Origin of the sequence: Nonomuraea sp. NPDC059023 (assembly GCF_042740095.1) — a bacterium.
Classification (GTDB): domain Bacteria; phylum Actinomycetota; class Actinomycetes; order Streptosporangiales; family Streptosporangiaceae; genus Nonomuraea.
This window is the reverse complement of sequence record NZ_JBHYIO010000039.1, coordinates 58994-79197: the sequence shown is the minus strand read 5'-3', so window position 1 is coordinate 79197 and position 20204 is coordinate 58994. Positions and strand designations below refer to the sequence as shown.

Sequence of the window (20204 nt, the reverse complement as noted above, 5' to 3'; positions counted from 1 at the left end):
ACGAGGGCGCCGAGTACGGACGGCGGCTGGCGGCGGGTGACACCGCCGCACAGCCGCCGGACCAGCTCCTCTACCCGATCTTCGTGGCCCCGAGCCTGCTGCTGGTCGCCGTCGTGCTGTCGATCTTCAAGCCGTGGGGCCGCACCTCACGGCGAGGCGATACGGCCAAGCCCCGCCGGTATCTTCGCCGCCGCGGCGCGATCTAGCAGGAACAACGTACGGCCCCGCCCGCGCGCACCCGCGGCGGGCACCTGCACAGGGCCGGAGTCGGACAGCGCCAGCCGTACCGACCCGGCCTTCTCCGCACCCGCGGCCACCACCCACACCTCGCGCGCGGCCTGGATCGTGGGCAGCGTCAGCGAGATCCGCGTCGGCGGCGGCTTGGGCGAGCCGTGCACCGCCACGACCGGCCGCGTGTCGTACAGCGCCGGCATGCCCGGGAACAGCGAGGCCACGTGGGCGTCGGGCCCCATGCCGAGCAGCATCACGTCGAAGCTCGGCGCCGGCCCGTGGTCCTCCGGCCGCGCCGCCGCCCGCAGCTCCGCGGTGTAGGCGTCGGCCGACTCCTCGGCGGTCATCCCCGAGTCCGGCCCGCGCATGACGTGCACCCGGGCCGGGTCGAGGTCGACGTGGTCGAGCAGCGCCTTGCGGGCGCCGGTCTCGTTGCGCTCGGGGTCGCCCTCCGGCAGGAACCGCTCGTCGCCCCACCACACGTCCAGCTTCGGCCAGTCGACGGCGTCGCGGGCCGGCGTAGCGGCGATCGCCGCGAGCGTGGCGATGCCGACCGAGCCGCCGGTCAGCACGATCGAGGCCCACCCCTTCGCCGACTGCGCGTCGACCAGCCGCGTGATGATCCGCGCGGCCACGGCCTTGGCCAGAACGTCGGCGTCGCGATGGACGACCACAGAAGGAACACTCACCACATCATCCGCCCTTGTAGGACTTGGCCAGCCGTTTGACCGCCGCCTCGTAGATCTCATCGGAATCGAGGCGGCGCAGCTCCTCGGCCAGCAGCTCCGCCGTGGTCCTCCTGGCCAGCGCCACGTTGCGGTCGGGCTGGCCGGGCCGCGACAGCGTCGCCAGGCGGGCGTCGCTGCGGCTCACGGTCAGCTCGCCGTCGGCCAGCGACAGCCGTACCGAGGTCAGGCCGGGGCCCGCCGAGTCCGACACCTTGACCGGCGCGCCCAGGCGCTCGGACAGCCACGCCGCCAGCAGCGGCGCGCTCGGGTGACCGGCGGTGGCCTCCACGACGCCCTTCTTCAGCTTGCCCACCGGCTGGTCGAAGGCGGCGGCCAGCAGGCTGCGCCACGGCGTCAGCCGCGCCCACGACAGGTCGGTGTCGCCGGGCGCGTAGCCCTTGGCGCGGGTCGCCAGCTCCTTGATGCCGTCGTGCACGGCCTTGGCGTCGGTGATGCGGCGCTGGGCCAGCGCGCCGATCGGGTCCTTGGCCGGGACCAGCGGCGCCTCGCCCGGCCACCACGCCACCACCGGCGTGTCGGGCAGCAGCAGCGGGCTGACCACGGAGTCGGCGTGCTCGGTCAGCTCGCCGTAAAGGCGCAGCACCACGACCTCGCCCGGAGTGGACTCGCCGATCCGCAGCTCGGCGTCGAGCCGGTTGGCCTCGTCGGCCTCCCGGCTGATCACCACGAGGATGCGCGAGGGATGCTCGCGGGCGGCCTCGGTGGCCGCGCGCAGGGAGTCGTACTGGTCGCGCTCGTCACAGATGACCACCAGCGTCAGCACCATCCCTATGGCGGGCGCGCCCATCTGGTGGCGCAGGTGCATGAGCTGCGCGGAGATCTTCCCCGCGGTCGTGTCCGTCAGCATGAAAGTGGTCACAGTCTTCTCCACACACGCCCGTCACGGGCCATCATCTCGTCGGCCGACGGCGGGCCCCACGAGCCGGCCGGATAGTCCTCCGGCTGGCCCTGCGTGGCCCAGAACTCCTCGATCGGGTCGAGGATCTTCCACGACAGCTCCACCTCGCGCTGGTGCGGGAACAGCGGCGGGTCGCCGATCATGACGTCCAGCAGCAGCCGCTCGTAGGCCTCGGGGGAGGACTCCATGAACGACTCGCCGTAGGCGAAGTCCATGGACACGTCGCGCACCTCCATCGCGGTGCCCGGCACCTTCGAGCCGAAGCGCACCGTGATGCCCTCGTCCGGCTGCACCCTGATGACCAGCGCGTTCTGGCCGAGGATCTCGGTGTCGTCCTTGCTGAACGGCAGGTGCGGGGCGCGCTGGAAGACCACGGCCACCTCGGTCACCCGCCGCCCGAGCCGCTTGCCCGTACGCAGGTAGAACGGCACTCCGGCCCAGCGGCGGTTGGCGATCTCCAGCTTGATGGCGGCGTAGGTCTCGGTCGTGGAGTCGGCCGGGATGCCGTCCTCCTCCAGGTAGCCGACGACCTTCTCGCCGCCCTGCCAGCCGGCCGCGTACTTGCCCCTGGCGGTGTTGTTCTTCAGGTCGGCCGGCAGGCGTACCGCCTTGAGTACCTTCTCCTTCTCCCGCCGCAGCGACGAGGCCTCGAAGGAGGTCGGGTCCTCCATCCCCACCAGCGCCAGCAGCTGCAGCAGGTGGTTCTGGATGACGTCGCGGGCCGCGCCGATGCCGTCGTAGTAGCCCGCCCGACCCGCCAGGCCGATGTCCTCGGCCATGGTGATCTGCACGTGGTCGACGTAGGAACGGTTCCAGATCGGCTCGTACAGGTTGTTGGCGAAGCGCAGCGCCATGATGTTCTGGACGGTCTCCTTGCCCAGGTAGTGGTCGATCCGGAAGATCGACGACTCCGGGAAGGCCTCGTTGGTGATCTCGTTCAGCTCGTGGGCGCTCTTCAGGTCGTGACCGAACGGCTTCTCGATCACCACCCGCCGCCACGAACCCTCCGGCGCGTCGGCCAGCCCGGTCCGCTTCAACTGCTTCACCACGGCGGGGAAGAACTTCGGCGGCACCGACAGGTAGAAGGCATAGTTGCCGCCCGTGCCCCGCGTCTGGTCGATCTCCTTCAACGCCATCGCCAGCGCGTCGAACGCGCCGTCGTCGGAGAACTCCCCGGGCACGAAGTGGATCCCCTCGGCCAGCTGCTTCCACACTTCCTCGCGGAACGGCGTCCTGGCGTTGGCCTTCACCGCGTCGTGCGTCAGCCGGGCGAAGTCCTGGTCCTTCCAATCACGGCGCGCGAAACCGACCAGCGAGAAGCCGGGCGGCAGCAGCCCCCGGTTGCCCAGGTCGTAGATCGCCGGCAACAACTTGCGCTTGGCCAGGTCGCCCGTCACGCCGAACAACACCATCACGCACGGTCCCGCCACCCTGGGCAGCCGCTTGTCGCGCGGGTCACGCAGCGGGTTGGCGGCCGCCACCTCAAGGGTGGTGGCGGTGCCCGCGACGGCCGCCGCCACGGTGACGGCCTCCTCTGCGGGCGCTGCCGGGTCTGTCATGTCAAGCCTCCTGTGCGGCTGCGAGCAAGTGCGCGACTCCGGTCACGCGGTCGGTCAGATGCAGGCGTACGGCAGGCCGCCCCCGGCCCGCCAGCGCCTGAAGGTCGCCCAGAGCCTGGGCCAGCTGCAGCCCGCCCAAGCCGTACGGCCGGCCGGGCACTCCGAGGTCGTCCTCCACCACACCGGTGATCAGGACGTACACCCCGTTCCGTGGCCCGCCCTTGTGGTACTGCCCGGTGGCGTGCAGGTAGCGCGGCCCCCACCCGAAGGTCACCGGCCGGTCGGTGCGCAGGGCGAGCAATGCCCGCAGCGTCGCCGCGTCGGCCGCCATCCAGGCGTCGGTCATCTCCTCGAAGTCGGCGCCGTCGCGCACCGGCGCGTCGAAGGCGGCCAGCCGGTCGAGGTGGGCCAGCACGGCCAGGTAGCCGTCGCGGGGCACGGCGGCCAGCAGTTCGGCCAGCAGCCCGGGAAGGTCACGGGCGGCGGTGGGGCCGTAGACCTCCACCGGGCCGTCGGTGAACGCGGGGAGTTCCGCCGCGGGCAGGTGTTCCAGCAGCGCCGCGGTGTTCCTCTCGGCCCCGGCCACGTCCGGCCGGCCGAAGGGATCGACCTCCAGCAGCCGCCCGGCCAGCGCCGTCGCGTACTCCCACACCAGGAACTGCGCTCCGAGCGCGCCGTCCACGCGCACGTCGCCGTTGTCGGAGCCGATCGCCACGACGAGCTCGTCGCCGGCCCCGCTGGGGTCGGCGGCGACGACGGGCAGGATGCCGCGGCCGTCCTTGCCGAGCGACTCGGCGACGAGCTGCTCGATCCAGCCGGGCAGCCCGGTGATCTGCGCGAGCCGGTCCTCCAGGATGAGCTTGTCGCGCCCGGCCAGCGCCGCGCCGCCGAGCACCGCGCCCAGGTCGAGGCCGGGGTTGCCGGCCGAGCGCGCCAGCAGCGGCGTCACCTCGTCGGCGTCGTCGAGCAGCCGCTCGATCTCCGCGCCCGCCAGCGCGCTCGGCACCAGTCCGAACGCCGACAGCGCCGAGTAGCGGCCGTCCACGTCCGGCCTGGCCAGAACCATCTGGTACCCGGCGTCGATCGCGGCCTGCTCCAGCGGGGAGCCGGGGTCGGTCACCACCACGATCCGGTCGCCGGGGTCGATCCCGGCGGCGCGGAAGGCGGCCTCGAACACGCGCAGGGCGGCGTCGGTCTCGACGGTCGTGCCGCTCTTGCTCGCGACCACGAGGACGGTCCGGTCCAGGTCGTCGTCGGCCAGCGCGCGGCGTACCTGCCGGGGGTCGCTCGTGTCGAGCACGGTCAGCGGCACGTCGGCGGTGTCGCAGATGACCTCCGCGGCCAGTGACGAGCCGCCCATCCCGGCCAGCACGACGTTGGTCAGGCCCTGCGCCCCCGCCCACTCGGCCAGCTTGCCGATCTCCGGCAGCAGCTCGCGAGAGGTCAGGGGCAGGTTGAGCCAGCCGAGGCGGGTCGCCGCCCCGGCCGCCGCCTCCTCGCCCCAGAGCCCTGGGTCACCGGCGGCCAGCCGTGCCGGCACGCCGTCGTCGAGGAGACGTACCGCGGCGGAGGAGGCGGCCTCGGCCACCTCCTCGTCGCGGATCGTGACTTCCACTAACCGGCCAGCTTCTTCGCCACGCTGTCGAGCAGTTCGGTCCAGGAGGCCTCGAACTTGTCGACGCCCTCGTCCTCCAGGACCTTCACGACGTCGTCGTAGTCGACGCCGGCCTCCTTGAGCGCGGCCATCGTGTTCCAGGCCTGCTCGTAGAAGGGGCGAATGGTGTCGCCGGCGATGTTGCCGTGGTCGGCGGTCGCGTCGAGCGTCTTCTCCGGCATGGTGTTGACCGTGCCGGGCGCGACGAGGTCGTCGACGTACATCGTGTCGCGGTACTCGGGGTTCTTCACGCCGGTCGAGGCCCACAGCGGGCGCTGCGGGCGGGCGCCGGCGGCGCGCAGGCGCTGCCAGCGCTCGGAGTTCATGACCTCCTCGAAGGCCGCGTAGGCCAGGCGCGCGTTGGCCACGCCCGCCTTGCCCTTCAGCTCCGGCTTGCCCGCGGCGTCAAGGCGCTTGTCGATCTCGGTGTCGACACGGCTGACGAAGAACGAGGCCACCGACTCGACGCCGGACAGCTTGAGCCCCTTGGCCTGCGCGGCCTCCAGGCCGGTCAGCCAGGCGTCCATCACCGCGCGGTAGCGCTCCAGCGAGAAGATCAGCGTGACGTTGACGCTGATGCCCTCGGAGATCGCCTGCGTGATCGCCGGCAGGCCCTCCCGGGTCGCCGGGATCTTGATGAACAGGTTGGGCCGGTCGACCATCCACCACAGCGCGCGGGCCTCGGCGACGGTCTTCTCCGTCTCACGGGCCAGGCGCGGGTCGACCTCCAGCGACACGCGGCCGTCCACGCCGCCGGTGGCGTCGTAGACGGGGCGCAGCACGTCGGCGGCCCAGCGGATGTCGTAGGAGGTGATCGCGCGCACGGCCTCGCCCACGTCGACGCCGCGTACCGCCAGGTCCTGGATCTGGCTGTCGTAGGCGTCGCCCTTGCTGAGGGCGCCCGCGAAGATCGTCGGATTGGAGGTGACGCCGACCACGTTCTTCTCGCGGATCAGCTGCTCCAGGTTGCCGGTGCGCAGGCGCTCCCGGCTGATGTCGTCGAGCCAGATGGACACACCCTGGCCGGACAGCTTGTTCAGGTTCTCGCTGCTGCTCATCTCAGTTTCCCGTCGTCTCGCCCTTGTCGTGGCCGAGCTTGGCGAGGCTGGCCTTGGCCGCCGCCGCCACGCGCTCGGCCGTCAGGCCGAACTGCTCGTACAGCGTCTTGTAGGGAGCAGAAGCCCCGAAGTGCTCAAGGCTGACCGTCTCGCCCGCCTCACCCACAAACTCCCGCCAGCCGAGCGCGATTCCCGCCTCGACCGCGACGCGGGCCTTGACCGAGGGCGGCAGCACGCTCTGCCGGTACGCGGAGTCCTGCCCGTGGAACCACTCCACACACGGCATCGAGACCACGCGCGCCGGGATGCCCTGCGCCTCGAGCAGTTCCCTGCCCTCCACGGCCAGCTCGACCTCGGAGCCGGTGGCGATGAGGATCACCTGCGGCTGCCCGTTGGAGGCCTCGCGCAGCACGTACCCGCCGCGCTTGACGCCCTCGGCGCTCGTGCCCTCGTAGACCGGCAGGTTCTGCCGGGTCAGGGCCAGCGCGGCCGGGCGGTCGGTGTGCTCCAGCACGGCCTTCCACGCGAAGACGGTCTCATTGGCGTCGGCCGGACGGACCACGTCCAGGCCCGGGATCGCGCGCAGCGCCCACAGGTGCTCGACCGGCTGGTGGGTCGGGCCGTCCTCGCCGAGGCCGATCGAGTCGTGCGTCCAGACGTAGGTGACCGGCAGCTTCATCAGCGCCGCCAGGCGTACGGCCGGCCGCATGTAGTCGGAGAAGACCAGGAAGGTGCCGCCGTAGGGCCGGGTGCCGCCGTGCAGGGCGATGCCGTTGAGGATGGCGCCCATGCCGTGCTCGCGGATGCCGAAGTGCAGCGTCCGGCCGTAGCGGTTACCGGGGAAGTCCTTGGTCTGGTGCTCCTCCGGGATGAAGGACGGCTCGCCCTTCATCGTGGTGTTGTTGGACTCGGCCAGGTCGGCCGAGCCGCCCCACAGCTCGGGCAGCACGCGGGAGACGGAGTTGAGGAACTCGCCCGAGGCCTTGCGCGTGGCGACCGAGGCACCGGCCTCGAACTCCGGCAGCGCGCCGGTCCAGCCGGCGGGCAGTTCGCGGGCGGAGATGCGGTCGAGCTCGGCGGCGCGCTCGGGGTTGGCCAGGCGCCACGCGGCGTAGCCCTTCTCCCACTCGGCGTGCGCCGCGCGGCCGCGCGCGGCCACCAGCCTCGCGTGCTCCAGCACCTCGGCCGGGACGTCGAAGGACTTCTCCGGGTCCATGTCGAGGATCTTCTTGGTGGCGGCGACCTCGTCGGCGCCGAGCTTGGAGCCGTGGATCTTGCCGGTGTTCTGCTTGTTGGGCGCCGGCCAGCCGATGATCGTGCGCAGCATGATGAACGACGGCTTGCCGGTCTCGGCGCGGGCGGCTTCCAGGGCGGCGTTCAGGGCGGCGACGTCCTCGGTGTACTCACCGGTCTTCGTCCAGTCGACCTTCTGCACGTGCCAGCCGTAGGCCTCGTAGCGCTTGAGGATGTCCTCCGACAGCGCGATCTGCGTGTCGTCCTCGATCGAGATGTGGTTGGAGTCGAACAGCACGGTCAGGTTGCCGAGCTTCTGGTGGCCGGCGAGCGCGCTGACCTCGTGGCTGATGCCCTCCTCGATGTCACCCTCGGAGGCGACGCACCAGATGTGGTGGTCGAAGGGGCTCGTGCCGGGGGCGGCGTCCGGGTCGAACAGTCCGCGCTCGCGGCGGGCGGCCATCGCCATGCCGACCGCGTTGCCGACGCCCTGGCCCAGCGGGCCCGTCGTGGTCTCCACGCCGATCGTGTGCCCGTGCTCCGGGTGGCCGGGGGTGAGGCTGTCCCACGTACGCAGGCCCTCGATGTCCTGGAGCGTCAGCCCGTAGCCGGAAAGGTAGAGCTGGATGTAGAGGGTGAGGCTGGAGTGGCCGCACGACAGGACGAAACGGTCGCGGCCGAGCCAGCTCGCGTCGGTCGGGTCGTGCCGCATCGTGCGCTGGAAGAGCAGGTAGGCGGCCGGCGCCAGGCTCATCGCCGTGCCGGGGTGGCCGGAGCCGGCCTTTTCCACCGCGTCCATCGCCAGTGCTCGGACGACGTCGACCGCCTGCTTGTCGAGGTCGGTCCATTCAAAGGTGCTCAACTGCTCGATCTCCGGAATCTCGTTGTCATAGGTGGTGCCGGTTGGCATTTCCCGCCCACACCGGACCCTAACGGAGCAGCGGTCAAGATCGATTCCCTTGCCGCTCCGTGCGTGTCCGAGAGCGGGTCACGCCCCCCATGGCCGGACCGGCCGACCCTGCTACTACAGTTTGTGTGTTCGCAGAGACGCCACGGCGTCCATTCACGGATTTGCTCTAATCAGAGGTTACGCGTTGACTCCGCACGTGCTGGAAGCGCCTTGACGGTGCTCACGAACAGGCAATCGACGGCCCCGGCCCCGCAGGCCACGCCGCCGCGCTCCTTCGGCGCGGTCGTCAAGGCCTATGTCGCGCTGACCAAGCCGCGGGTCATCGAGTTGCTCCTGATCACGACGCTGCCGGTCATGTTCCTCGCGTCGGGCGGCCTGCCGCCGCTGTGGAAGGCCCTGTGGGTCATGGTGTTCGGCACGCTGTCGGCGGGCAGCGCCAACGCGCTCAACTGCTACATCGACCGCGACATCGACGTGAAGATGCGGCGCACCCGCAAGCGCCCGCTGGCCCGCCACCAGGTCACGCCGCGCAACGCGCTGATCTTCGGAATCGTCCTCGGAACTTTGTCCGTTGTTGGCATGTGGGTCACCACGAACCTGCTCGCCGCCGCGCTCAACCTGTCGGCGATCCTGTTCTACGTCTTCGTCTACTCGATGATCCTCAAGCGGCGCACGTCCCAGAACATCGTCTGGGGCGGCCTGGCCGGCTGCATGCCGGTGGTCATCGGCTGGTCGGGCATCACCGGCAGCCTGGAGTGGACGCCGCTGGTGCTGTTCGGCGTGGTGTTCTTCTGGACGCCGCCGCACACCTGGACGCTGGCCATGCGCTACAAGGAGGACTACGCCGCCGCCTCGATCCCGATGCTGCCCGTGGTCGCCACCGAGCGCAGGGTCGTCGTGGAGTCCATCGTCTACACGTGGGCGACGGTGATCTGCTCGCTGCTGCTGTGGCCCGTCGCCGGCACCACGCTGCTCTACCCGATCGTCGCGCTCGCGCTCGGCGTCGTGTGCCTGTGGGAGATCCACCGCATGCTGGCCAGGGTCAACGCCGGCAAGACCGGAGTCGATCTGCGGCCGATGCGCTTCTTCCACTGGTCCAACGCCTACCTGGCGCTCCTGTTCCTCGCCGTCGCCATCGACCCGCTGCTCAGCTGAGCGTGTGCGGCGGGACACCATGCACACGATCCGTTAAAGTCACCCTATGGCGTCCCGTGATCCACGCTGGGTGTTCAAGGACCGGCCATCCTTCGCCCTGATCATCGGGCTGGTCGTCACCGGCATCTGCGCACTCGTCTCGCTCTCCTTCGACGTGATCAACGGCGCGCCTGTCGACTTCCTCGTCGCCCTCCTGCTGGCCCTGGCCCCGGTGCCCGTCCTGCTCGCCGCGGTGCTCGCGCTCGACCGCATGGAGCCGGAGCCGCGCAGCAACCTCGTCTTCGCCTTCGCGTGGGGGGCGGGCGTGGCCGTCCTGGTCGCGGGCGTCGTCAACTCGCTCAACCTGCACTACATCGTGGACGCCGCCAACCTCACCCCCGACAACGCCCGCAGCGTCGCCGCCACGTTCGGCGCGCCCGTCGTCGAGGAGACGATGAAGGGCCTGGTCCTGCTCGGCCTGCTGCGCTTTCGCCGGGCCGAGCTCGACGGCCCCACCGACGGCATCATCTACGCCAGCATGGTCGGCCTCGGCTTCGCGATGAGCGAGAACGTCAGCTACTACGTGGCCGCGCTCACCGAGCGGGGCGTCGAGGGCCTGGCCGTCACCGTCGTGCTGCGCGGCATCCTGTCGCCGTTCGCGCACCCGCTGTTCACCTCGATGATCGGTGTCGCGGTGGCCTACGCGGCGCAGCGCAGCGGCTCGGTGCGGGTCGGCTACATCCTGGCGGGCTGGATCGGCGCGATGCTGCTGCACGGCCTGTGGAACGGCATGGCCTCCTACGGCGGCTTCGGCGGCCTCCTGATCGCCTACCTGATCCTGCTGCTGGTCCTCCTGGTCATGATCGGCATCGTCATCAAGGACAGACGGCGCATCGTCGCCCTCATCCAGCGCTACCTGCCGCCCTACGCACCGACCCGCCTGGTCGACCCGGCCGACATCCACATGCTCTCGGCCCTGTCCCGCCGCCGCCGCGCCCGCCAGTGGGCCAGCGCCCACGGCGGCAAGCGCGGGCTGCGCGCGATGAGCGACTACCAGCTCGCCGCCACCGAACTCGGCCTGCTGCACGACCGCGCCGCCCGCCGCGTGGTCGACGAGCAAACCTTCCACGAGGAACAACGCGCCCTCCTCGAATGCATGAGCGCCGCCCGCTCCGGCTTCCCCGCCCCCGCGAGGAGATGACCGCGTTCCTCTGTCCGGCTGCGTGCGCGAGGACAATCGTCGTGATCGCGCGATGACGGTCGCTTTTCCGTTACGGCTGCCGCCACCCCACCGCCACCCGCCGCCGTGGGCGGGCGCCGATCGTGGGGGTCGCTTCTCACGCCGGACCTGGTCCCCGCCGTCACGGCCCACGTGAACCGCTGCTTCAGGCCATGACGACCCGGCTCCGGCATGGGCCGGAACCCAGGCCGTCGCGACCACCCCCTTCTTTGGGCCGATCGCGTCCTGTGGTGTCTCTTGGGCCGGTGCTCCGGCACTCGTGGCTTTGGCCGGGCTTGTGGGCTTCAGGTTTCAGGGGGTGGGGTGGGCCAGGAGGTGGGTCAGAGTGGTTTCTCTCGGGCCTGGGAAGATGGGGTCGGAGCGGAGGAGGACGGCGTCGGCGAAGCCCTTCGCCGTGGCCAGGAGTTCTCTGGTCGCGTAGACGTAGGTCGCCGCCGCCCACTGCTTGGTCGAGTCGTCGCCCACCCCGTAGGTCTCCAGGCCGGCCGTACGGCAGAGCGTGACGGCTCGTGGGATGTGGAAGACCTGGGTGACCACGGTCAGGCGCTGGGCACCGAAGACCTTGCGGGCGCGTACGCAGGAGTCCCAGGTGTCGAACCCGGCGTAGTCCAGGACCATCGCGCTCACAGGTACGCCCTTGTGGGTCAGGTAGTCGCGCATGGCGGTGGGCTCGTCGTACTCCCTGCGGCTGTTGTCGCCGGACAGCAGCAGTGCCTTCACCTTGCCGGCCCGGTACAGCTCGGCGGCGATGTCGAGGCGGCGGGCGAGCATGGGGGAGGGCTGCCCGCCGTACAGGCCGGCGCCGAGCACGAGGGCGGCCTGCGCGTCCGGGACCCGCGCGAGCCAGCCCTCGGTGCCGGCGGTGGCGCGGTGCGGTGAGCTGTCGAGCCAGGCCCAGGTCATGGGGGCCAGCGCGAGCACGCTGGCCAGGACGAGCGTCTGGTAGCCCCTTCTCTGGAGCTTCCGCTTATTTCCTGACAAGGGGGGCCTTCCGCCGGTGGGGGAGGGGCGGACCTATCGTGCCATAACCGGTCAGGCGGTGGCGGGCTCCCGGCTGGGGGAGGGGAGGGTTCCGACCGGCTCACGGGTGCGTGTGGCGGTCGCCGCGCGCAGCGCGAAGATCCACACCAGGGTCGAGCCGAGCACGTGCAGGCCCACGAGGAAGGCGGGCACGCCCAGGAAGTACTGCGTGTAGCCGATGACGCCCTGCAGCAGTTCGATGCCCAGCAGCGCCAGCGCGGCCCGGCGGGCGGCCCGTGGCGCGTCGCTCACGTGCAGGGCGATCAGCAGCGCGAAGGTCAGGCCGACGACGAGGTAGGCGAGGTCGGCGTGGATCCTCGCCACGGTCTCGATGTCGAAGTCGAAGCGCGAGGCGAGCTCGTCGCCGGAGTGGGGGCCGGTGCCGGTGACCAGCACTCCCGCCATCAGCAGCGCGAACGTCGCCGCGATCAGGACCTGTGCCAGCCGTCTGATGTCGCGGTGCACGGTGCGCCGGATCACTCCCTCGCGCTCGCCCGTGCGCACGTAGAACATCCAGCAGGCGGCCATCAGGCCCACGGAGATCAGGTAGTGCGCGCCGACCGTGGCCGGGTGCAGGGCGGTTCTGACCACCAGCCCGCCCCAGAGCGCCTGCACGACGATGCCGACCGGCTGCAGCCAGGCCAGGCGTACCAGGTCGGGACGGCGCGGCGCCAGGCGCAGCGCGGCGATCACGCAGGCGAAGCCGACCGCCAGCACCAGGAACGTGAGCAGCCGGTTGCCGAACTCGACCGCCATGTGCAGCGGCGAGATCTCCGGGTGCAGGACCGGGAGGTAGCTGTCGCTGGTGCACTGGGGCCAGGTCGGGCAGCCCAGCCCCGACTCCGTCACCCGGACCGTGGCGCCGGTGACCGTGATGCCCGCGTTGACCACGACCGACGCCAGCGCCCAATAGCGGATCGAGGCCTGGGTGGGCGCCCAGAAGAAAAGACTCCTGATGATCGGGTTCGGGTGGTCCGTGGGTAGCTTCACGTCATCGATGGTAGGGGCCGTATGTGCCGGTCCTTCCACCGCGATGGCCTCTGGCCGACCGAGCGAAGTTCAGTGTAGTGTGACATATTACTGAAGGGAGGCCGATGTCGGACGTCATCGTCATCGGCGCCGGAGTGGTCGGCGCCGCCTGCGCCTACTACGCGGCGCGCGCCGGGCTGGACGTGACCGTCGTCGACCGCGGCCCCGTGGCGAGCGGCACCACGGGATCCGGCGAGGGCAACGTGCTCGTCTCCGACAAGGAGCCGGGCCCCGAGCTCGACCTCGCCCTTCTGTCCAACCGCCTCTGGCGCGAACTGGCCGGGCACGGCGGGTTCGAGTTCGAGGCCAAGGGCGGGCTCGTCGTCGCCGAGACCGCCGACGTCCTGCGGCAGCTCACCGAACTGGCCGCCAAGCAGGGCGTGGAGCACACGGCGGTACCCGGCGAGGCGCTGGGCGGCTACGAGCCGCACCTGGCGCCGGGGCTGGCCGGCGGCGTCCACTACCCCCAGGACGCGCAGGTCCAGCCCATGCTCGCCGCCGCCCGCCTGATCGGGCTCGGCGCGGACGCCTACGGCCACGGCACCCTCCACCTGCGCACCGGCGTCACCGTCACCGGATTCCTGCGCGGCGGAGAGCGGGTGAACGGCGTGCGTACCTCCCACGGGGACATCCTCGGCGGCGCCGTCGTCAACGCCGCCGGCACCTGGGGCGGCGAGATCGCCGCACTGGCCGGCCTCCACCTGCCGGTGCTGCCCAGGCGCGGCTTCATCCTGGTGACCGAACCGCTGCGCGAACCGCTGATCCGGCACAAGGTCTACACCGCCGCGTACGTCACCAACGTGGCCAGCGACGCCGAAGGGCTGGAGACCTCCGCCGTGGTCGAGGGCACCCCCGCCGGACCCGTCCTCATCGGGGCCAGCAGGGAGCGGGTCGGCTTCGACCGGACCACCTCGGTACCGGTGCTGTCCAGGCTGGCCGCGCAGGCCGTCGCGCTGTTCCCCGCCCTGCGCGAGGTGCGGGCCATCCGCTCCTACTGCGGCTTCCGCCCGTACTGCCCCGACCATCTGCCCGTCATCGGCGAGGACCCCCGGGCGCCCGGCCTCTACCACGCCTGCGGCCACGAGGGGGCGGGCATCGGCCTGGCCCCCGCCACCGGCCACCTGCTGGCTCAGCTCCTCACCGGGCAGCGGCCCGGCCTGGACCTGCGCCCGTTCCGCCCCGACCGCTTCACCCGAGAGGAGACCGGCTGATGGAGCGGTTCGACATCTCCGTCGACGGCCGCGCCGTGCCCGCCGAGCCGGGGCAGACGATCGGCGCGGCGCTGCACGCCGCCGGGGTGCGCTCCTGGCGCAGCACCCGGTTCGGCGGCCGGCCGCGCGGGCTGTTCTGCGGCATCGGGGTCTGCTTCGACTGCCTCGTCGAGGTCAACGGCCGCCCGGCCGAGCGCGCCTGCCAGCTGGAGGCCCGTCCCGGTGACGAGGTGAGCACCTCATGATCCACGACCTGGCCGTCATCGGCGGCGGCCCCGCCGGGGTCGCGGGCGCGCTGACCGCCGCGCTCGCCGGGCTGCGCGTCGTGCTGCTGGACGGCGGCCCGCGCCTGGGCGGCCAGTACTTCCGCCACGCCCACGGCGCGGAACCCGCACCCCGCTTCGCCCGCCAGTCCCACGCCCTGCGCCGGCGGGCCGAGGTCCTGCTCAAGCACCAGGTCTGGGCTGTCAGCCGCGAGGATGACGGGTTCACCGTGCACGCCCACGGCACCGCCCGCACGGAGGTACGGGCGCGGCGCCTGCTCATCGCCACCGGCGCCCACGACCGGCCCCTGCCCTTCCCCGGCTGGGACCTGCCCGGCGTGCTCACCGCCGGCGGCGCGCAGGCGCTGCTCAAGGGCGAGCGCGTTCTGGCCGGGCGGCGGATCGCCGTGGCCGGGACCGGGCCGTTCCTGCTGCCGGTCGCCGCCGGGCTGGCGGGGGCGGGCGCGGAGGTGGCCGGGGTGTTCGAGGCCTCGGGCGGGCTGGGGCTGGCCCGGCATCCGGTCATGGCACTCGGCAAGGCGGGCGAGGCCGCCGGGTACGCGTGGGCGCTGGCCGCGCGGCGCGTGCCGTACCGGAGGAACCACGCGGTGATCGCCGCGCACGGCGAGCACGAGCTGCGCGCGGTCACGGTGGCCAGGCTGGATCGCGACTGGAACGTTCTGGGTACCGAGGAGCTGGAGTGCGACGCGCTGGCCGTCGGCTACGGGTTCGTGCCGCAGGTCGAGCTGGCCGTACAGCTCGGCTGCCGGACCCGCCACGACGCCGACGGCACGCCGGTCGTGGACGTGGACGCGCGCCAGCGCACCAGCGTCCCCGGGGTGTGGGCGGCCGGTGAGCCCACCGGCGTCGGCGGCTGGGAGCTGTCGGAGATCGAGGGCCGCGTCGCCGGCCTCGCGCTCGCCGGCGGGCCCACGGGCGAGGTGCCCGGCCTGCTGCTGCGCAGGCGCGCCCGGCTGCGGGCCTTCGCCGCGGCGCTGCAGAGCGCCTACCCGGTCAGGCCGGGCTGGCAGTCGTGGCTCACCCGGGACACGCTCATCTGCCGGTGCGAGGAGGTGCCGCTGTCTCGCGTGCGCGAGGCGCAGGAGCTCGGCGCCACCGACGCCCGTTCGATCAAGCTGCTGGCCAGGCCCGGCATGGGCTGGTGCCAGGGCCGCATGTGCGGCTACGCGCTCGCCTGCCTGGCCGGGGAACCCCAGCAGCCCCCACGCCGCCCCATCGCCCAGCCGATCTCCCTAGGCGCCCTAGCGGAGCCCCCACAGAAGGAACATCGATGACAACACGCACCAAACCCTGGCACGGCGTCATGGTGGCCACCGCGCTTCCCCTGCACGACGACCTGTCCGTGGACCACGACGGCTACGCCGCGCACTGCCGCTGGCTGGTCGAGAACGGCTGCGACGGCGTCGTGCCCAACGGCTCGCTGGGCGAGTACCAGACGCTCACGCCGGAAGAGCGCGCCAAGGTCGCCGAGACCGCCGTCGCCGCGATCGGCGGCGAGCGCGTCATGGCCGGCGTCGGCGCCTACGGCGCGGCCGAGTCGCGCCGGTGGGCCGAGCACGCCCGCGAGATCGGCTGCGGCTCGGTGCTCGCGCTGCCGCCCAACACCTACCGCGCCGACGAGCGCGCCGTGCTGGAGCACTACCGCCAGGTGGCCGAGGCGGGCGTGCCCGTCGTGGCCTACAACAACCCCTATGACACCAAGGTCGACCTCACCCCGGCGCTGCTGGCCAAGCTGCACGCCGAGGGGCTGATCGTGGCGGTCAAGGAGTTCACCGGGGACGTGCGCCGCGCCTACGAGCTGGCCGAGCTCGCCCCCGGGCTCGACCTGCTGGTCGGCTCCGACGACGTGCTGCTGGAGCTGGGCATCGCCGGGGCCGTGGGCTGGATCGCCGGCTTCCCCAACGCGCTGCCCGCCGCCAACGTCGCCCTGTACCGCGCCGCGCTCGCCCGCGACCTGGACACGGCGCTGCCCCTGTACCGCATGCTGCACCCGCTGCTGCGCTGGGACTCCAAGATCGAGTTCGTGCAGGCCATCAAGCTCTCCATGGACGTGGCGGGCCGCCGCGGCGGCCCCTGCCGCCAGCCGCGCGTGCCGCTGACGGAGGACCAGGCCGCCGCCGTCCGCGCCGCCACCGAAAAGGCCCTCGCCGAGGGGATCGCATGACTCTCCCTTAGCGTTGCTCTCAGAGCAAGGCTTTCCTTTACGGCAAGCCGTGTGACCCCCACCCCGGTCACGGGGCGGGCGGCACTCCAGGGGGACGGCCGGCGGCCGTGCCCCCTCCCGCCGTGACGAGGTCCGCGGCACCGGCCAAGTGGCCCAGGCACCCCCCAGAGGAGCGACATGAGAACCAACCGGGTCTTCCACGCGGTCGACTCGCACACCGAGGGCATGCCCACGCGGGTGATCACCGGCGGCGTCGGGGTGATCCCCGGCGCCACCATGGCCGAGCGCCGGGTGTACTTCCGTGACCACCTCGACCACCTGCGCAACCTGCTCATGCGCGAGCCCCGCGGCCACTCCGCGATGAGCGGGGCGATCCTGCAGCCGCCCACCCGGCCGGACGCCGACTGGGGCGTGCTGTTCATCGAGGTGTCCGGGCTGCTGCCGATGTGCGGGCACGGCACGATCGGGGTGGCGACCGTGCTGGTGGAGACCGGCATGGTGGAGGTGAGCGGGCCGGTGACCACGATCCGGCTGGAGGTACCCGCCGGGCTGGTCACCGTCGACGTCGCGGTCAGGGACGGCGTCGCCGAGTCGGTCACGCTCCGCAACGTCGCCGCCTTCAGCGACCGGCTGGACGCCGAGGCCGAAGTGCCCGGGTTCGGGCGGATCCGCTATGACCTGGCCTATGGCGGCAACTTCTACGCCATCGTCGGCCTCGACTCCTACAAGCTGCCGTTCGACCGGGCGGCCAAGAACGAGATCATCGCCGCCGGGCTGGCCACCATGGACGCGATCAACGCCACCGACGAGCCGGTCCACCCGGAGGACACGCGCATCCGCGGCTGCCACCACGTCTACTTCGCCGCCCCCGGCTCCACCGCCCAGCACTCCCGGCACGCGATGGCGATCTTCCCCGGCTGGTTCGACCGCTCGCCCTGCGGCACCGGCACCAGCGCCCGGATGGCCCAGCTGCACGCCAGGGGCGAGCTGGCGATCGGCGCCGACTTCGTCAACGAGTCGTTCATCGGCACCCGCTTCATCGGGCGGCTGCTGGAGGAGACCACGGTGGGCGGGCGGCCCGCGGTCGTGCCGTCCATCACCGGACGGGCCTGGATCACCGGGACCGCCCAGTACTTCCTCGATCCCCGCGACCCCTTCCCCGAGGGGTTCGAGCTGTGATCACGACGGTCGACTACCACACCGGTGGCGAGCCGTTCAGGATCGTGACCGGCGGTGTGCCGGACATTCCCGGCGCCACGGTGCTCGAACGGCGCTCGGCCACCGAGGGGGTCGATCATGTGCGGCGGCTGCTGTGCCATGAGCCGCGGGGCCATGCCGACATGTACGGATGTTTCCTGGTACCGCCGGACGATGCCGGGGCTCACCTGGGTGTGCTGTTCTGGCACAAGGACGGCTATTCCACCGCGTGTGGTCATGGCACGATCGCGCTGGCCGTACACGCCGTGCAGGAGGGGCTGGTCGCCGCCGGCCCGGAGGGTGTCACCGACGTGGTCGTCGACGTCCCGTCGGGGCGGGTGACGGCCCGGGTGGCCAGCGCGGGGGGCCGGGTCACCGGCGTCACCTTCCGCAGCGTGCCCTCGTGGGTGATCGCCCGCGGGGTCGAGGTCGCCGGCGTCGGCCTCGACATCTCCTACGGCGGCGCCATCTACGCCAGCCTGCCCGCCTCGGCCGTGGGACTGTCCGTGGAGCGGGAGCACCTGCCCGCCCTCATCGCCCACGGCCGCCGCGTCAAGGCCGCCCTGCGGGACCACCCCGCCGCCCGCCACCCCATCGACGAGCGGCTGTCCGGGATCTACGGCGTCATCTTCCACGACGAGCTGTCCGCCGACGGGACCGCCCTGCACCAGCGCAACGTCACCGTCTTCGCCGACGGCGAGGTCGACCGCTCGCCCTGCGGCTCCGGCACCGCCGCCCGCATGGCCCTGCTGGCCGCCGAGCACGGCGACGCCGTCACGCTGACCCACGACAGCGTGATCGGCACCCGCTTCACCGCCCGGGTGGCCGGGCGGACGGCCGAGGGGATCGTGCCGGAGATCGACGGCATGGCCTACCGCACCGGCCGCCACACCTTCGACCTCGACCCCGCCGACCCCCTCGGCACCGGCTTCGTCCTCCGTTGACCCCCCTTCCCTTCCCCCCGCCGTGACCTGGATGCTTGGCCCATGAACGCGCTGCCCTATATCGACGCGGAGGCCCTCGGCCGCCTGGTTCCGGTGACGCGGGCCGTACAACTGCTGGAGGAGGCGCTGCGCGACGGCCTGGACCCCGAGGACACCCCGCAGCGGCCGGTCGTGGACCTGCCCGGCGGCCAGATGCTGCTGATGCCCGCCGCCACCCGCGCCTACGCCGGAGTCAAGGCGGTCACGATCGCGCCCGACGGGCCCGAGCGCGACCTGCCCCGCATCCAGGGCGCCTACCTGCTGTTCGACGGCGGCACCCTGAGCCCGCTCGCGGTCATGGACGGCATCGCGCTGACCAGCCTGCGCACCCCGGCCGTCTCCGCGCTGGCCGCCACCCACCTGGCCGCCGCCGACGCCCGCACGCTGGTGGTCTTCGGCTCCGGCCCGCAGGCCTGGGGTCACGTCCTGGCCCTGCGCGCCGTACGCCCGCTGGAGCACGTCACCGTCGTCGCCCGGCACAGAGAGCGGACCGAGGCCATGGCCGCCCGATGCCGGTTACTCGGGCTGACCGCGCAGGCCCTCTGCGGCGACGATCCCGGCACCCGCGCGGCCGTCGACGCCGCCGTGGCCGGAGCCGGCCTCATCGCCTGCTGCACCACCGCCCGCGAGCCGCTCTTCGCCGGTAAGCTCGCCCGCGACGGCGCCACCATCCTCGCCGTCGGCTCCCACGAACCCGGCGCCCGCGAGGTCGACGACGACCTCGTCGCCCGCTCGTGCGTGGTCGTCGAATCCCGGGCGAGCGCGCTGGTCGAGGCCGGAGATGTGATCGTCCCGATCCGCCACGGTACGATCACGACTGGTCACCTCGCCGGAAACCTCGCCGAGCTGATCAACGGCCGCATCACCGCAGGCCCGGGGCCCAGACTGTTCAAGAGCACAGGGATGGCCTGGCAGGACCTCGTGGTGGCCGCGGCCGCATACGAGGCGTGGACGTAGGGAAAGGGATGCGCGCGATGGCTGCGGAGGACCGGCTCGACCTGCCGATGGTGGGGGAGCGGCAGAGCCTGCGCGAGCAGGTCGCGCACGCGCTCCGGGCGGCGCTGATCACCGGCGAGATGCGGCCGGGCGTGGTGTACTCCGCGCCGGTGCTGGCCGCCCAGTTCGGGGTGTCGGCGACCCCCGTCCGCGAGGCCATGCTCGACCTGGCCAAGGAGGGCCTGGTCGAAGCGGTCCGCAACAAGGGCTTCCGGGTCACGGAGCTGTCCGACCGCGACCTCGACGAGCTCACCGAGATCCGCCAGCTGATCGAGGTGCCGACGGTGACCCGGCTCGCGGACGCCTCGCGGGCCGCGGAGTTCGAGAGCCTGCGGCCGATCGCGGAGGAGATCGTCTCCGCGGCCGAACGCGGCGACCTGCTGGCCTATGTGGACGCCGACCTGCGCTTCCACGTGGAGCTGCTCAAGCTGTCGGGCAACGCGCACCTGGTGGAGGTCGTCCGCGACCTGCGCAACCGGGCCCGCCTGTACGGCCTGCAGCAGCTCTTCGAGCGCGGCAAGCTCCCCGACTCGGGACGCGAGCACCTGGCCCTGCTCAGCGCCCTGGCCGCGGGCGACTCCGCCGCGGCCGAAAGCATCATGAGCGCCCACATCCAGCACGTACGCGGCATCTGGGCCGACCGCCCCGAATAGG

At 72.1% G+C, this 20204-nt stretch carries 18 protein-coding genes and 1 pseudogene; 11 read left to right on the top strand and 8 right to left on the bottom strand.

What is annotated here, in order from left to right:
* A pseudogene (locus ACFWYW_RS46115) lies at positions 1 to 206 on the top strand (hypothetical protein); the annotation flags it as partial.
* On the opposite strand, the gene pgl reads toward ACFWYW_RS46115, so the two are convergent.
* The 6 genes from pgl to tkt are packed head-to-tail and all read right to left on the bottom strand — an operon-like array spanning position 147 to position 8181.
* Positions 147 to 920 (bottom strand): 6-phosphogluconolactonase, encoded by a 774-nt coding sequence (gene pgl / locus ACFWYW_RS46110; protein ID WP_379617647.1) that lies wholly within the window; start codon positions 918 to 920, stop codon positions 147 to 149. The pseudogene ACFWYW_RS46115 and the gene pgl sit on opposite strands and share 60 nt — an antisense overlap.
* Before the next feature lie 4 nt (positions 921 to 924).
* Positions 925 to 1839, bottom strand: coding sequence for a glucose-6-phosphate dehydrogenase assembly protein OpcA (gene opcA, locus ACFWYW_RS46105; protein ID WP_379617649.1), 915 nt, complete (start codon positions 1837 to 1839; stop codon positions 925 to 927).
* The gene (gene zwf, locus ACFWYW_RS46100) at positions 1836 to 3437 is read right to left on the bottom strand and encodes a glucose-6-phosphate dehydrogenase (RefSeq protein WP_379617651.1); all 1602 of its coding nucleotides are present in this window, start codon (positions 3435 to 3437) and stop codon (positions 1836 to 1838) included. Before zwf ends, opcA begins: the two co-directional genes overlap by 4 nt.
* A gap of 1 nt (position 3438) precedes the next feature.
* The gene (locus ACFWYW_RS46095) at positions 3439 to 5052 is read right to left on the bottom strand and encodes a glucose-6-phosphate isomerase (protein WP_379617653.1); all 1614 of its coding nucleotides are present in this window, start codon (positions 5050 to 5052) and stop codon (positions 3439 to 3441) included.
* Positions 5052 to 6149, bottom strand: coding sequence for a transaldolase (tal, locus tag ACFWYW_RS46090; RefSeq protein WP_379617655.1), 1098 nt, complete (start codon positions 6147 to 6149; stop codon positions 5052 to 5054). The genes ACFWYW_RS46095 and tal overlap by 1 nt, the downstream gene beginning before the upstream one ends.
* A 1-nt stretch (position 6150) precedes the next feature.
* The gene (tkt, locus tag ACFWYW_RS46085) at positions 6151 to 8181 is read right to left on the bottom strand and encodes a transketolase (RefSeq protein WP_379617786.1); all 2031 of its coding nucleotides are present in this window, start codon (positions 8179 to 8181) and stop codon (positions 6151 to 6153) included.
* Positions 8182 to 8502: 321 nt separating this feature from the next.
* Between tkt and ACFWYW_RS46080 the strand changes: the two genes are divergently transcribed.
* Both ACFWYW_RS46080 and ACFWYW_RS46075 read left to right on the top strand, forming a co-directional pair.
* A complete protein-coding gene (locus tag ACFWYW_RS46080) occupies positions 8503 to 9447 on the top strand; it encodes a heme o synthase (RefSeq protein WP_379617657.1) in 945 nt (314 codons plus the stop codon).
* Positions 9448 to 9493: 46 nt separating this feature from the next.
* Positions 9494 to 10627, top strand: coding sequence for a PrsW family intramembrane metalloprotease (locus tag ACFWYW_RS46075; RefSeq protein ID WP_379617659.1), 1134 nt, complete (start codon positions 9494 to 9496; stop codon positions 10625 to 10627).
* Positions 10628 to 10957: 330 nt separating this feature from the next.
* Here ACFWYW_RS46075 and ACFWYW_RS46070 read toward each other — a convergent pair whose 3' ends face one another.
* Both ACFWYW_RS46070 and ACFWYW_RS46065 read right to left on the bottom strand, forming a co-directional pair.
* Positions 10958 to 11647 (bottom strand): vancomycin high temperature exclusion protein, encoded by a 690-nt coding sequence (locus ACFWYW_RS46070; protein ID WP_379617661.1) that lies wholly within the window; start codon positions 11645 to 11647, stop codon positions 10958 to 10960.
* 51 nt (positions 11648 to 11698) lie between these two features.
* Positions 11699 to 12676, bottom strand: coding sequence for a heme A synthase (locus ACFWYW_RS46065; RefSeq protein ID WP_379617663.1), 978 nt, complete (start codon positions 12674 to 12676; stop codon positions 11699 to 11701).
* Positions 12677 to 12780: 104 nt separating this feature from the next.
* On the opposite strand from ACFWYW_RS46065, the gene ACFWYW_RS46060 reads away from it, so the two are divergent.
* The 8 genes from ACFWYW_RS46060 to ACFWYW_RS46025 all read left to right on the top strand — a co-directional run bounded on the left by ACFWYW_RS46060 (position 12781) and on the right by ACFWYW_RS46025 (position 20203).
* On the top strand, positions 12781 to 13926 hold the full coding sequence (locus ACFWYW_RS46060) for an NAD(P)/FAD-dependent oxidoreductase (protein ID WP_379617665.1): 1146 nt from the start codon (positions 12781 to 12783) through the stop codon (positions 13924 to 13926).
* Complete coding sequence (locus ACFWYW_RS46055) at positions 13926 to 14171, top strand: (2Fe-2S)-binding protein (RefSeq protein WP_184974140.1); 246 nt, start codon at positions 13926 to 13928, stop codon at positions 14169 to 14171. The genes ACFWYW_RS46060 and ACFWYW_RS46055 overlap by 1 nt, the downstream gene beginning before the upstream one ends.
* On the top strand, positions 14168 to 15484 hold the full coding sequence (locus ACFWYW_RS46050; RefSeq protein WP_379617667.1) for an NAD(P)/FAD-dependent oxidoreductase: 1317 nt from the start codon (positions 14168 to 14170) through the stop codon (positions 15482 to 15484). The genes ACFWYW_RS46055 and ACFWYW_RS46050 overlap by 4 nt, the downstream gene beginning before the upstream one ends.
* The gene (locus ACFWYW_RS46045) at positions 15481 to 16374 is read left to right on the top strand and encodes a dihydrodipicolinate synthase family protein (RefSeq protein WP_379617669.1); all 894 of its coding nucleotides are present in this window, start codon (positions 15481 to 15483) and stop codon (positions 16372 to 16374) included. The genes ACFWYW_RS46050 and ACFWYW_RS46045 overlap by 4 nt, the downstream gene beginning before the upstream one ends.
* 177 nt (positions 16375 to 16551) lie before the next feature.
* A complete protein-coding gene (locus ACFWYW_RS46040; protein WP_379617671.1) occupies positions 16552 to 17553 on the top strand; it encodes a proline racemase family protein in 1002 nt (333 codons plus the stop codon).
* Complete coding sequence (locus ACFWYW_RS46035; RefSeq protein ID WP_379617673.1) at positions 17550 to 18515, top strand: proline racemase family protein; 966 nt, start codon at positions 17550 to 17552, stop codon at positions 18513 to 18515. The genes ACFWYW_RS46040 and ACFWYW_RS46035 overlap by 4 nt, the downstream gene beginning before the upstream one ends.
* 42 nt (positions 18516 to 18557) lie before the next feature.
* Complete coding sequence (locus ACFWYW_RS46030) at positions 18558 to 19511, top strand: ornithine cyclodeaminase family protein (protein ID WP_379617675.1); 954 nt, start codon at positions 18558 to 18560, stop codon at positions 19509 to 19511.
* A 17-nt stretch (positions 19512 to 19528) separates the two neighbouring features.
* The gene (locus ACFWYW_RS46025) at positions 19529 to 20203 is read left to right on the top strand and encodes a GntR family transcriptional regulator (protein ID WP_379617677.1); all 675 of its coding nucleotides are present in this window, start codon (positions 19529 to 19531) and stop codon (positions 20201 to 20203) included.
* The last annotated feature ends 1 nt before the right edge of the window (position 20204 follow it).

Bases quoted from the DNA above. Each gene is read 5' to 3' on its own strand.
- zwf (WP_379617651.1), bottom strand. From the start codon at position 3,437: ATGACAGACCCGGCAGCGCCCGCAGAGGAGGCCGTCACCGTGGCGGCG.
- tal (WP_379617655.1), bottom strand. From the start codon at position 6,149: ATGAGCAGCAGCGAGAACCTGAACAAGCTGTCCGGCCAGGGTGTGTCC.
- ACFWYW_RS46060 (WP_379617665.1), top strand. From the start codon at position 12,781: ATGTCGGACGTCATCGTCATCGGCGCCGGAGTGGTCGGCGCCGCCTGC.
- tkt (WP_379617786.1), bottom strand. From the start codon at position 8,181: ATGGACGCGGTGGAAAAGGCCGGCTCCGGCCACCCCGGCACGGCGATG.
- ACFWYW_RS46025 (WP_379617677.1), top strand. From the start codon at position 19,529: ATGGCTGCGGAGGACCGGCTCGACCTGCCGATGGTGGGGGAGCGGCAG.
- ACFWYW_RS46050 (WP_379617667.1), top strand. From the start codon at position 14,168: ATGATCCACGACCTGGCCGTCATCGGCGGCGGCCCCGCCGGGGTCGCG.
- ACFWYW_RS46030 (WP_379617675.1), top strand. From the start codon at position 18,558: ATGAACGCGCTGCCCTATATCGACGCGGAGGCCCTCGGCCGCCTGGTT.
- ACFWYW_RS46040 (WP_379617671.1), top strand. From the start codon at position 16,552: ATGAGAACCAACCGGGTCTTCCACGCGGTCGACTCGCACACCGAGGGC.
- ACFWYW_RS46055 (WP_184974140.1), top strand. From the start codon at position 13,926: ATGGAGCGGTTCGACATCTCCGTCGACGGCCGCGCCGTGCCCGCCGAG.
- ACFWYW_RS46045 (WP_379617669.1), top strand. From the start codon at position 15,481: ATGACAACACGCACCAAACCCTGGCACGGCGTCATGGTGGCCACCGCG.
- ACFWYW_RS46075 (WP_379617659.1), top strand. From the start codon at position 9,494: ATGGCGTCCCGTGATCCACGCTGGGTGTTCAAGGACCGGCCATCCTTC.